General features: G+C 63.8%; 8 protein-coding genes. All 8 read right to left on the bottom strand.

Going from position 1 to position 12,586, the window contains the following annotated elements; genetic code table 11:
• Positions 1-38: 38 nt before the first annotated feature.
• The gene (locus ACO07C_RS10285) at positions 39-1,748 is read right to left on the bottom strand and encodes an APC family permease (RefSeq protein WP_421914064.1); all 1,710 of its coding nucleotides are present in this window, start codon (positions 1,746-1,748) and stop codon (positions 39-41) included.
• 254 nt (positions 1,749-2,002) lie between these two features.
• Positions 2,003-4,372 carry a DUF1989 domain-containing protein gene (locus ACO07C_RS10280; RefSeq protein WP_421914063.1) on the bottom strand — a complete coding sequence of 790 codons (2,370 nt, stop codon included), beginning with the start codon at positions 4,370-4,372 and terminating at the stop codon, positions 2,003-2,005.
• 354 nt (positions 4,373-4,726) lie between these two features.
• Positions 4,727-5,350, bottom strand: coding sequence for a sarcosine oxidase subunit gamma (locus tag ACO07C_RS10275; RefSeq protein WP_421914062.1), 624 nt, complete (start codon positions 5,348-5,350; stop codon positions 4,727-4,729).
• Positions 5,343-8,324, bottom strand: a complete 2,982-nt coding sequence (locus ACO07C_RS10270; protein WP_421914061.1) for a sarcosine oxidase subunit alpha — start codon at positions 8,322-8,324, stop codon at positions 5,343-5,345. The genes ACO07C_RS10275 and ACO07C_RS10270 overlap by 8 nt, the downstream gene beginning before the upstream one ends.
• Complete coding sequence (locus ACO07C_RS10265; RefSeq protein WP_421914060.1) at positions 8,324-8,599, bottom strand: sarcosine oxidase subunit delta; 276 nt, start codon at positions 8,597-8,599, stop codon at positions 8,324-8,326. Before ACO07C_RS10265 ends, ACO07C_RS10270 begins: the two co-directional genes overlap by 1 nt.
• A gap of 15 nt (positions 8,600-8,614) precedes the next feature.
• A complete protein-coding gene (locus tag ACO07C_RS10260; RefSeq protein WP_421914059.1) occupies positions 8,615-9,868 on the bottom strand; it encodes a sarcosine oxidase subunit beta family protein in 1,254 nt (417 codons plus the stop codon).
• 36 nt (positions 9,869-9,904) lie between these two features.
• The gene (glnT, locus tag ACO07C_RS10255; protein WP_421914058.1) at positions 9,905-11,212 is read right to left on the bottom strand and encodes a type III glutamate--ammonia ligase; all 1,308 of its coding nucleotides are present in this window, start codon (positions 11,210-11,212) and stop codon (positions 9,905-9,907) included.
• Positions 11,213-11,252: 40 nt separating this feature from the next.
• A complete protein-coding gene (locus ACO07C_RS10250; protein ID WP_027034102.1) occupies positions 11,253-12,581 on the bottom strand; it encodes an FMN-binding glutamate synthase family protein in 1,329 nt (442 codons plus the stop codon).
• Positions 12,582-12,586 lie beyond the last annotated feature (5 nt).

Here is a 12,586-nt window from a genome sequence, read left to right as displayed (position 1 = left end):
GGGCGAACCGAGGCGCGCTCGACCTTCTCGCTCTGGGTTCAGATGACAAACAGCCAGTTGGCGATCAGCATCACCGCGACGCCGGCGATCAGCGTCAGGTAGGGCAGGATGCCCGCCTTCTTCACCGCCAGATCCGACGAGGTCATGCCGAGGTCCGCCAGCATATGGGGCGGGAATCTGCCGCCATCCTGGACATAGTGCCGATAGCAGAACACCGGGATGATCAATGCGGCCGTGATCAGTCCGGCCCACAGCGCCATCGGGTTCCACACCTTGGCGCCCGCGCCCATGAAGATCGCATTGACATAGGCGAAGATCGCTCCGATCCCCAGCAGCCAGCTCGGCGCCTTCCACGGCCGCGCGATGTGGCCATTGTCGATGCGATGGATCCAGCCGGCATTGAGGTTGAGGAAGTTGAAGATGATGTAGCCGCAGTTCGACACGGCGAGGATGAAGAAGAAGCTCGTCGCGTCGGCCGAGGCGATGGCCAGCACGATCAGGTTGAAGCAGAGGTCGGTCCACATCGCGCGTGTCGGCGCGCCATGCTCGTTGACATGGCTGAGATAGCGCGGCAGCCAGCCGTCGACCGAACCCTGGTAGAGCGTGCGCGACGAGCCGGCCATCGCCGTCATGATGCATAGCACCAGCGCCAGGATCATCAGCATCACCAGCAGGCTGTGGATGAGATGTCCGCCGCCCACCATGCCGGCCAGCGCATCGGCGACGCCGGAGCCGTCGACGATCGGGGTGGCCAGCATGCCGTTCAGGCCGAGCACGCCCTGGAAGGTGAAAGGCACCAGAATGAACAGCAGCATGCACAGCAGGCCCGAATAGAAGATCGCCTTGAATGTGTCGGTGCCGGGGTTCTTGAATTCGGAGGTGTAGCAGACGGCGGTCTCGAAGCCGTAGGTCGACCATGCAGCGATGAACATGCCGCCCAGCACCAGCGTCCAGCCGGCGATATTCCACGAGCCGGCGTCGGGCGCATAAGCTGCTGCCAGAGGCACCAGCGGCGAGAAATTCGCCCAGTTGATCTGGCCGCTGAAGATCGGCACGACGCCGACGATCAGCATCGGGATGATGACAAGCAGGCCGATATATTTCTGCACATTGGCTGTGCCCAGGATGCCGCGATGCTGGATGGAAAAGATGATCAGCATCAGCACCGCGCCGATGAAGAAGGTGGCATTGAGCGTGAAGGAGACCGGACCCAGCGTGTGGCTGAACAGTGTCCAGTTGCGGATCGCCGGCGTGGCGGCCGCGGTTACCGCCGTGACAGCGTCGGCGGCGCTCGTTCCGGCGTGAGCCGCGATATAGGCAACCACGTCCGGCGAGGCGTCGGTGAAGAGTGGCACAGGCGCCAATGCGTTGAGAATATAGGCGGCGGCGATCGAGCAGCCGAGCGAGAGCACCGGCGACCAGGCGAACCAGTTGCACCATACCGACAGCGGCGCGATGAACTTCGAATAGCGCAGCCACGCAGTGGCGCCGTAGATCGAGGCGCCTCCGGACTTGTTGGGAAACAGGCCGGCGATTTCGGCGTAGGTGAAGGATTGCAGGAAGCCCATGATCATGGATGCCGTCCAGATCAGGAAAGCTAGGGTTCCCGTCGTGCCGGCAATGCCGCCGATCGAGAACAGGACCAGCGCTGGGACGCCGCTTGCCACCCAGAAGGCGCCGCGCCAGTCGATATTGCGATGCAGCTTGCTTTCCGCGGGCTGCTCCAAGGCAGTGCTTATCGAGCTCATGTGTCTGTGTTCCCCTTTTTGATGTTCCCCGCCGGCGACGCCTCGACTGCGCGAAGCTTGCTCCCCGGCCTATTTCCGTACGATTACGGTGTTTCCACTCAGTCGTATTTTTTTCTTAAGAGTGAAGATTGATCCGGCGCGCTTTCAGGTCAAGCGATTTTGTGGCCGTGCACATCACGCTTGTGAAACACATGGGCAAACAAGCCTGATTGCCGTCGGCAAGGTGCCCTTATCAGCCGTTTTGACCGGAGCCGTCAGGAGCGCGGTCGGGTCTTTTGCGGGTCGTAGTGGGCGAAAGCCACGACACGCGCCGGCAACCGTTTGGCATGGCCGTCCAGCTTGCCGATCTCGACCTCGGTACCGACAGCGGCATGGGTGACGTCGAGCCGCGCCAGCGCGATGTTCTTGTTCAGCACCGGCGAACGCATGGCCGAGGTGACGACGCCGATCTGGGCGCGGCCGACATGCACGCAGTCGCCGTGCCCGACCGCGACATTGGCGTCGACGTCGAGCCCGACCAGTTTGTTCCGCGGGTTCTCCTTGCGCCGGATAAGCGCTTCGCGGCCGATGAAATCGTCGGTCTTGGTCTTCAGCGGCACGGTGAAGCCTATGCCGGCCTCGAACGGATCGGTCTGGTCGGAAAATTCGTAGCCGGCAAAGATCAGCCCCGCCTCGATGCGCACCATGTCCAGCGCCTGCAGGCCCATCGGCTTCAGCCCATGCGGCTGACCGGCCTCCCAGATGGCGTCGAATACCTTTTCGGCGTCGCGCGGATGACACCAGATTTCGTAGCCGAGTTCTCCGGTATAGCCGGTTCGCGACACGACGATGGGAATGCCGTTGCCGCCACCGATGCGCGCGACCGCGAAGCGGAACCATTCAAGCTCGCCGATCGACGGCTGCAGCGGCGAGGTCCAGATGACGTCTCTGAGGATGTCACGGCTCTTCGGGCCCTGCACGGCGACATTGTGCATCTGGTCGGTTGACGAGCGCACCAGCACGTTGAGGCTGAGCCTGGTCGCCGTCTGGCGCAGCCATTCGCCTGAAAAATCGTCGCCGCCGACCCAGCGGAAATTGTCCTTGCCGAGCCGCAGCAGCGTGCCGTCGTCGATCATGCCGCCATGCTCGTAGCACATGGCCGAATAGACGACCTGGCCGACGCCGAGCTTCTTGACGTCGCGCGTCAGCGTGTATTGCAGCAGCGCTTCCGAATCCGGGCCGGTGACCTCGAATTTACGCAGCGGCGACAGATCCATGATCACCGCGTCCTGCCGGCATGCCCAGTATTCGTCGATGGCCCCTTCCTTGGCGAAGGAATTGGCCAGCCAGTAGCCCTTGTACTCGACGAAGTTGCGGGTGTGCTTGGCAAAGCTCGAATGAAAGGCGGTCTCGCGGGTCATCTTGGGTTCCGAATCGGGCGTCATGCGTCTGGCGATCGCTCGCGAGAATTTGTGCTGGCCGGAATAGGTCCGCACATGGATGTCGGTCGGGTTCCAGCCATTGGCCGGTGTCGTATCGTCGGGGCAGGCGGAGGACACACAGACGATGTCGGTCAGTGCGCGCAGCAGCACATAGTCGCCTGGGCGGGACCATGGCTCGTCGGATACCATGACGCCATGTGCGTCGATCGCGGTATTGAAGAAGAAGTTGATCGCCATCCAGCCGGCGCGCGGATTGACGCCCTTGTCGGCCAGTGCGCCGTTGAAGTTCTCCGAGCAATTGGTGTGGCCGGGATAGCCGATGTCGTCGTAGTATTTCGCCGCGCAGGCGAGCGCGAACGCATCGTGCCGGCCGCATGTGTCCTGGATCACCTCGACCAGCGGCTCCATGTCCTGGTCATAATATTTCGAATGCAGGCCGGGCATCGGGTAGCTTGAGCCCATCAGCGTGCGCGTGGTCGTCACGTCGAGCGGATGGTCGAGGCCCTTGTCCAGCTTTCGCGCCGAAAAGCACTGGAAGTCGGTGCACTGGCGCCCGTCGACATCGATGATCTGCAGATAGTCGCCGGCCTTGACGAAGTAGGCCTCCGCCGTCGCCGAGTGGACGCGCAGGTCGAGCACGGGATCGGCCAGCGGATCGCCTAATCGCGATTTCACCGCGGGACGGATCGTGGCGCGTCGGGCGAAGACGGTCAGCGGCGTCGCCGTGTCGTTGCCATCGACAAGCATCGGCCCACCGGGAGCCGCGATGACCATCGAGCCGTCGCGCACGATGGTGAAAGCCTGTTCAGTGCCGACCGGCGTGGCGGTGCCGAACACACGCACGGCCTTGGCATGATCGAGTTGCACCCGCCTGCGCTCAAGGCCGCGCCGCAAGGCAGTGAGACTGTCGTCACCCTCGACGAGCAGCGCCTTGATGCCGGCGGCATTGCTGTTTGATGTCTCGCCGAAAATGCCGGGATCGGTCACGCCTGTCTCGCCCCATGCCAGCAACTCGCACGCCTGGCCGCCCTCGACATTGCGCACAGTGACCGTATCGCCAGCCTCGACCTCGATCAGTACCGCGCCGTTGCCTTGGATTGTATAGCGCTCCACGCCCGGGGGCAGCACGATCTGGCCAGGCCTCAGGACAAGGCTCGGGCGAGGCGGACCGGCCGCGACGGCAGGGTAGGGCGACAGGTTCATCTCAGCCTTGCGGTTCGAGAAACAGGTTTGCCTGTGCGTGAAATTATTTTAGCAGGGAGAATAGCAGTGCGGGTGAGTTTGGCAAGGCGGGGATGGCATTCTCGACGCGGCTGTTTCAGGCTCGGGTTCGTTGCTCGAACGCATTCTCCGGCCGCCTGCGCTGACCCTCACCTGCCTGCAGGCATCCTCTCCCTGTCAACGGGGCGAGGGACGCTGTCGTCGCCGATTTCTCCAATCACCGGCTTTCCAAAGAAATGCGCCGACGTCGCGGCCAGCCTCTTTCCCCCGTCACTATACGGGGAGAAATGCCCGGCAGGGCAATGAGGGGCGGCGCCATCATCTGCAATTATCGAGCTAAAGTTCCTCGGAATACCCGATGTTTACGCCATACTCTGCGGCCGAATCCAGCATCGTGTGCCACAGGCTTTCGGCAAACGTCGCGAACACCAGAACATTGAACACCGCCAACCCATCTCGATCATTGCCGCGCCAGAGCGTGACGCTGGTGTGATCCATCGAGGTCGCGGCGGCTGCTCCGACCGGGAACACCCCTGGATGCAGATCGATCGACGACAGCTTGGCCAGCATCGTCCGCGCCTTGGCGCCCGAAATGCTGATCAGCACCCGCGCATGCGACTGATCCGACAGCGACGCCGAGGCCACGAAAGCTGGAACAAGCGCTTCCATCCCATGCTTGCCGCCTTTCGACAGCGCAAAAAACTGATCGGGTCCAGACCAGATCAGCGTGGCATCAGCCGCGCCGACCGACTTGGGCGTTTCGGGAGCCGCAACACCGAACCGCACTTTCGCGGCCTTGGCCATATCGGCCGCCTTGCCGCGTCGCGCCATCACCTGGACGAGGTCGAAATTGCGGATCTCGGTGAGCGCGACACCGGCGTCGATGCCGCGCGCGCCATGCGAACCCTGCACGAGTGCCTTATCGAGCGGACTGCGGGAAACCCAGGAAAACTCAACCACGCTGGCGCCCTCCATCCGGATCGTAGAAGACGGGATTGCACAGTTCGACATCATAGTCCTCGCCGCGCAACGGGTCATGCGCATGGACGATCTCGCCGATGCGCTCGCGTCCGCGCTCGACAAGCGCGAGCCCAATCCATTGGTCGAGTGTCGGCGAGAAACACACTGAGGTGACGTAGCCCTGGTCGTTGTCGGGTCCCGGCGTCTGTCCTTTCGGAATGATGTGTGCGCCGGAGCGCAGCCGCCGAGCCTTGTCGACTGGCTTGATGCCGACAACGACCTGACGGTCGCCAGCGACGAGCGCTTCGCGTCCGGCCATGACGCGGCCGATGAAATCCTTCTTGGTCGACATCATCTTGCCGAGGCCGAGATCGCCCGCCGTCGTCGTGCCGCTCAGTTCCGGTCCCGCGACATGGCCCTTCTCGATACGCATGACGCCAAGCGCCTCGGTGCCGTAAGGCGTCACGCCGAATTGCTCTCCGGCCAGCATCAGATTGCGAACCAGTGCGTCGCCGAAGCGGGCAGGCACCGAAATCTCGAATGCCATCTCGCCGGAGAAGGAGATGCGGAACAGCCGTGCCCTGATGCCGCCACGCAGCGCCACCTCGCGCGCCCCCATGAACGGAAAGCCCTCGTTGGAAAGGTCCTCGGCCGGGTCGACGATTTCCTGCAACAGGTCGCGCGTCTTCGGGCCCGCGATCGAGAACTGCGCCCATTGGTCGGAGACCGATGTCAACTGCACGTCCAGTTCGGGAAACAGCACCTGCCGGCAGAACTCGAGATGCTGCATCACCAGCCCGGCCTTGGCCGTGGTCGTGGTCAGGAAATAATGGTCTTCAGCCAGCCGCGATGTGGTGCCGTCATCATAGACGAAGCCGTCCTCGCGCAGCATCAGCCCGTAGCGCGCCTTGCCGACGGCGAGGTTGGAGAAGGTGTTGATGTAGACGCGGTCGAGGAAGGCGCCGGCATCCGGCCCATGTACGTCGATCTTGCCGAGCGTCGAGACATCGCAGAAGCCAACGCCGCCACGCACCGCCTTGACCTCGCGGGTCACCGATTCCAGCCAGTCTTTTTCGCCGGCGCGCGGATACCACTGCGCACGCTTCCACAGGCCGGTGTCGACGAAGATGGCGCCTTGTTCCGCCGCCCAGTGATGCGACGGCGTCAGCCTTGTGGCATGGAAAGTCTCGTCACGGTGATGACCGGCGAAAGCGCCGATGGCGACGGGCACATAGGGCGGACGATAGATTGTCGTGCCTGTCTCGGGAATGGACCGGCCGCTCACCGCCGCCATGATGGCGAGGCCTGTCACATTCGAGGTCTTGCCCTGGTCGGTGGCCATGCCGAGCGTGGTGTAGCGCTTCAGATGCTCGACCGATTCAAAGCCTTCGCGCTGCGCGAGTTCGATGTCTGAAGCGGTGACGTCGTGCTGCTGGTCGACAAAGGCCTTGCCCTTGCCGGCAACGTGCCAGAGCGGCGTCAGCGAGAACGCCTCATCGTCGGCGACAGGCGCCACGCCGGCCTTGCCGTTGTGTCCTGTGTCGACTGCCGCCGCCGCACCGGTGGCAAAGCCCTCACGCAGGCACGCGCCAAGTCCGAAGGCGCCGGTGGCGGCCCCAGCGGCGACCATGCCGGGAGGCGCCCCGTCGGGCACGAAGGCGGCGATATCATCGCGCCATTTCGGCCGGCCGCGATGGTAGGAAGTCAGCCCGACCGCCGGGTTCCAGCCGCCGGAGACGGCAAGCCCGTCGGCTTCGACTTCGGCGCGCGCGCCGCCAGTCAGTGTCACCGCGATCTTCCGTACACCGTCCTTGCCGCCATCGACGCCGCTGACGGAGCCGTGCAGCACCGGGAAGCCACCCTTGGAGGCGAGCGAGCGATGGGCGGCCGACACATCCGCGCGCGCGTCGATGACCGCCGCGATCTGCAAGCCGGCACCGAGCGCGGTCTCGACCGTGCGCCAGCCATCCTCATTGTTGGTGAACAGCGCGATGCGTTTTGCAGGCGCCGCCGCGTAGCGGGCGATGTAGGTCCGCATCGCCGAGGCCATCATCACGCCCGGCGTGTCGTTGCCGGCAAAGACGATGGGACGTTCGAGCGCGCCCGCCGCGACGATCGAGCGCTTTGCCACGATCCGCCACAGGCGCTGGCGCACCTGGTGTTCGGGCGGCGAGGGCAGGTGGTCGTTGACCCTCTCCAGCGCGCCATAGGTGCCGCCATCATAGACGCCGAACAGTGTCGTACGGTTCATGATGCGGACGTCGGGCATCGCCGCCAGTTCGGCCAAAGTCCGTGAGAGCCATTCGGCCGCCGGCAGTCCGTCAATCTCGCCGCCATCCGACAGCAGGCGGCCACCGAACGTAAAATCCTCCTCGCACAGGATGACGCGGGCGCCCGTGCGGCCGGCGGCAAGGGCCGCAGCCAGGCCTGCCGGGCCGGAGCCCGCAATCAGCACGTCGCAATAGGCCCAGGCCTTGTCATAATGATCGGGGTCGGCAATTCCGGCCCCCCTGCCAAGGCCCGCGGCGCGGCGGATCGCCGGCTCGTAGATGGCTTCCCAGAACTTGGCCGGCCACATGAAGGTCTTGTAGTAGAAACCGGCGACGAAGATCGGCGCGAAAAGCTGGTTCACCGACATCAAATCGTGGCGCAGCGACGGCCACCGATTCTGGCTGGCGGCCACCAACCCTTCATAAAGCTCTGCCGTCGTCGCCTTGGTGTTCGGCTCGCGCCTGGCGCCGGTGCGCAACTCGACCAGCGCATTGGGCTCTTCCGAACCGGCGGTCAGGATGCCGCGCGGGCGATGATATTTGAACGAGCGGCCGACCAGCTTCACGCCATTGGCGATCAGCCCTGAAGCCAGCGTGTCGCCCTGGAAGCCGGCAAAGCTCTTGCCGTCGAAACGGAAGTTCAGTGGCGCCGAGCGGTCGATGAGGCCGCCATTGTCCAGACGGTTTTTCTGCGCGCCGGCCATCACGCACCAACCTTCGCCGCACCGGCGCCTGCCGCTGGTTCGATATGCGAAATCTCATGCGTCATCGTGTTGCGGGTGATCTTCAGCCAGGCCCGGCAGCCACCGCCGTGATACCAGTTCTCGCTCATCACGCCAGCTATGTTGTCGCGCAGATAGACGTAGTCGAAGACCGCGTCCTCGGAGGCTCCGGCGGCCGGCCGCACCGGCTTGGCATCGCCGAGATAAGTGAATTCGCCGAGTTCGCGTTCACCGCAGAAGGGACAGACAATACGCATGGTTCCTGACCGTCCTCAGTGAAGGTTCGGTTGGGCGCCCTGGCCCTTTTCGTCGATCACGGCCCCAGTCCTGAACCGGTCGAGGCGGAACCGTGCCGCCTCCTTGTGTGACTCGTCGCGGGCTAGGAGATGAGCAAAGACAAAGCCGGAGCCCGGCGTTGCCTTGAAGCCGCCATAGCACCAGCCGGCATTGAGATAGAGGCCGTCCACCGGCGTCTTGTCGATGATCGGCGAGCCGTCCATCGACATGTCCATGACGCCGCCCCACTGGCGCAGCAGGCGCACGCGGCCGATCATCGGCATCAGCGCCATGCCGCCCTCGCAGACGTCTTCCATCACAGGCATGTTGCCGCGCTGGGCATAGGAATTGTAGCCGTCGATGTCGCCGCCGAAGACGAGCCCACCCTTGTCCGACTGGCTGACATAGAAATGGCCGGCGCCGAAGGTGATGACGTTGGGGATCAGAGGCTTGATCGCTTCCGAAACGAACGCCTGCAGCACATGGCTTTCGATGGGCAGCCGCAAGCCTGCCATCGAGGCAACCCGCGAAGTACTGCCGGCAACGGCCATGCCGACCTTGCCGGCGCCGATCCTGCCGCGCGAGGTTTCCACGCCGGTCACCTTGCCGTTGGCGTCGCGCGTAAAGCCGGTGACCTCGCAGTTCTGAATGATGTCGACGCCGAGCCCGCTCGCCGCGTGGGCATAGCCCCAGACGACGGCGTCGTGCCGCGCCGTGCCGCCTCGGCGTTGCAGGAGCCCGCCTTGCACCGGAAAGCGTGCGTTGTCGAAATTCAGGAACGGCATCATCTTCTTGACCGCCGCCAGGTCCAGCAGTTCGGAATCGATGCCGTTGATGCGCATGGTGTTGCCGCGCCTTGCATAGGCGTCGCGCTGGCCATCGGAATGGTAAAGGTTGATGACGCCGCGCTGGCTGACCATGGCGTTGTAGTTGAGGTCCTGCTCCATCCGCTCCCACAGCTTCATCGACAATTCGTAGAAGCCGGTGTTGCCGGGCAGCCCGTAATTGGAGCGGATGATGGTGGTGTTGCGGCCGGCATTGCCCGAGCCGATCCAGCCTTTTTCGAGCACGGCGACATTCTTGATGCCGTATTCGCTGGCGAGGAACCACGCGGTCGCCAGGCCATGGCCGCCACCACCGACGATCACCACGTCGTAGCGATCCTTCGGGGTGGCGTCGCGCCAGGTGCGCTGCCAGTTCTTGTGGCCGGAAAGGGCGGCACGGGCGAGCGAGAAGATCGAATATTTCATCAGTTCATTCCGAGGTCGCTCTCCTCACTCCGGACATCAGATGTCCAGCGTGTGGTCGCGCTCCCATTGCGTGAAGTGCGAAGCATAGGAATTCCATTCCTGGTGCTTCAGCTTTAGATAGGCCGACGAGAATTCCTCACCCAGCGCCGCCTTGAGAGATTTATCCTTGTCGAACTCCCTCAGCGCGTCGAGAAGGTTGAGCGGCAGCTTCGGCGCGCCCTTCACGGTATGGCCTTGCTGGTACATGTCGATGTCGTAGCGCTTGCCGGGATCCGCCTTGGAGCGGATGCCGTCGAGGCCGGCGGCGATGATGACGGCCTGCAGGAGATAAGGGTTTGCGGCGCCGTCGGGCAGGCGCAATTCGAAGCGGCCGGGGCCAGGCACGCGCACCATGTGGGTGCGGTTGTTGCCGGTCCAGGTCACCGTGTTAGGCGCCCATGTGGCGCCCGAGATCGTGCGCGGCGCGTTGATGCGCTTGTAGGAATTGACCGTCGGGTTGGTGATCGCGGCCAGCGCGGAGGCATGCTTCATGATGCCGCCGAGGAAATTCTTGCCCTTGGCCGACAGGCCGAGTTCCATCGAATTGTCGGCGAAGACATTGGTCTTGCCGGACTTGTCCCAGACCGAGATATGGGCATGGCAGCCATTGCCGGTCAGGCCCTGGAACGGCTTTGGCATGAAGGTCGCGCGCAGCCCATGCTTCTCGGCGATCGACTTGACCATGAACTTGAAGAAGGAGTGCTTGTCGGCGGTCGCCAGCACGTCGTCGAAGGCCCAGTTCATCTCGAACTGGCCGTTGGCGTCCTCATGGTCGTTCTGGTAGGCGCCCCAGCCGAGCGCCAGCATGTGGTCGCAGATCTCGGCGATGACATCGTAGCGGCGCATCACCGCTTGCTGGTCGTAGCAGGGCTTTGAGGCCGTGTCGTATTCGTCCGAGATTGTCTTGCCGTCAGGCGAGATCAGGAAGAATTCCGCCTCGACGCCGGTCTTGACGTGCATGCCGTCGCTGGCCGCCTCGGCGATCAGTCGTTTCAGCGTGTTGCGTGGCGCCTGCTCGACATCCTTGTCGTCCATGACGCAGTTGGCGGCGACCCATGCGACTTCCGGTTTCCAAGGCAGCTGGATCACCGAATCCGGATCGGGCACCGCCAGCATATCGGGATGAGCAGGCGTCAGGTCCAGCCATGTGGCGAAACCGGCAAAGCCGGCGCCGTCCTTTTGCATGTCGGCGATCGCCTGCGCCGGAACCAGCTTGGCACGCTGGCCACTGAACAGGTCAGTGTAGGAAATCATGAAATATTTGACGCCGTTCTTTTTGGCGAATGCGGCGAGATCGTTCCCCATTATAGTTCCTCGCTTATGATATTTTTGGTGTTCCGATGTCCTAGAAGCCGTTCTTCCCCGGTATCCAGTTGGTGCCGGCCAGCGGTACGCCGGCCATGGCGGCGGCCTCGATCGTCAGTGCGACGAGGTCCTCGGGTTCGAGATTGTGCAGGCTGTTCTTGCCGCAGGCCCGCGCGATCGTCTGGGCTTCCAGCGTCATCACCTTCAAATAGTTGGCCAGCCTGCGTCCGGCGGCCACCGGGTCGACCCGCTTCATCAATTCCGGGTCCTGGGTGGTGATGCCGGCAGGGTCGCGTCCCTCGTGCCAGTCGTCGTAAGCGCCGGCGGTGGTGCCGAGCTCGTTATACTCCGCCTCCCAGCGGGGATCGTTGTCGCCCAGCGCGACCAGGGCCGCCGTGCCGATCGACACCGCGTCGACGCCTAGCGCCAGCGCCTTGGCGACATCGGCGCCGTTGCGGATACCGCCGGAGATGATCAACTGCACCTTGCGGTGCATGCCCAGATCCTGCAGCGCCTGCACCGCCGGCCTGATGCAGGCGAGCGTCGGCTGGCCGACATTTTCGATGAACACTTCCTGTGTGGCGGCCGTGCCGCCCTGCATGCCGTCGACCACGACGACATCGGCGCCGGCCTTCACGGCAAGCGCGGTGTCGTAGTAGGGCCGGGCGCCGCCGACCTTGACGTAGATCGGCTTTTCCCAGTCGGTGATTTCGCGCAGTTCGAGGATCTTGATCTCGAGATCGTCCGGCCCGGTCCAGTCGGGATGGCGCGAGGCCGAGCGCTGGTCGATGCCCTTTGGCAGCGTTCGCATCTCGGCGACACGATCGGAAATCTTCTGCCCGAGCAGCATGCCGCCGCCGCCAGGCTTGGCGCCCTGGCCGACAACGACTTCGATGGCATCGGCGCGGCGAAGGTCGCGCAGGTTCATGCCATAGCGCGACGGCAGGTATTGGTAGACCAGCTGCTTGGAATGACCGCGCTCTTCCTCGGTCATGCCGCCATCGCCGGTCGTGGTCGAGGTGCCCGACAGCGTTGCTCCACGCCCCAGCGCTTCCTTGGCCGGACCGGACAGCGAGCCGAAGCTCATGCCGGCGATGGTGATCGGGATCTTCAGTTCGATAGGCTTCTTGGCATGGCGCGAGCCAAGAACCACTGATGTGTCGCAGCGCTCGCGATAGCCCTCGAGGGGATAGCGCGAGATCGAGGCGCCGAGGAACAGCAGGTCATCGAAATGCGGCAGCTTGCGTTTGGCGCCGGCACCGCGGATGTCGTAGATGCCGGTCGCCGCGGCACGGCGGATTTCTGAAAGCGTGTAGTCGTCGAAAGTCGCGGATTTTCGCGGCGTCGTCGGCGGGTTCCTGTAGGTCATGCTGC

It is taken from the genome of Mesorhizobium sp. (assembly GCF_965229135.1).
Classification (GTDB): Bacteria; Pseudomonadota; Alphaproteobacteria; order Rhizobiales; family Rhizobiaceae; genus Mesorhizobium.
Note: the sequence above shows the minus strand (reverse complement) of the source record. Positions and strands in the feature narration are given on the sequence as shown.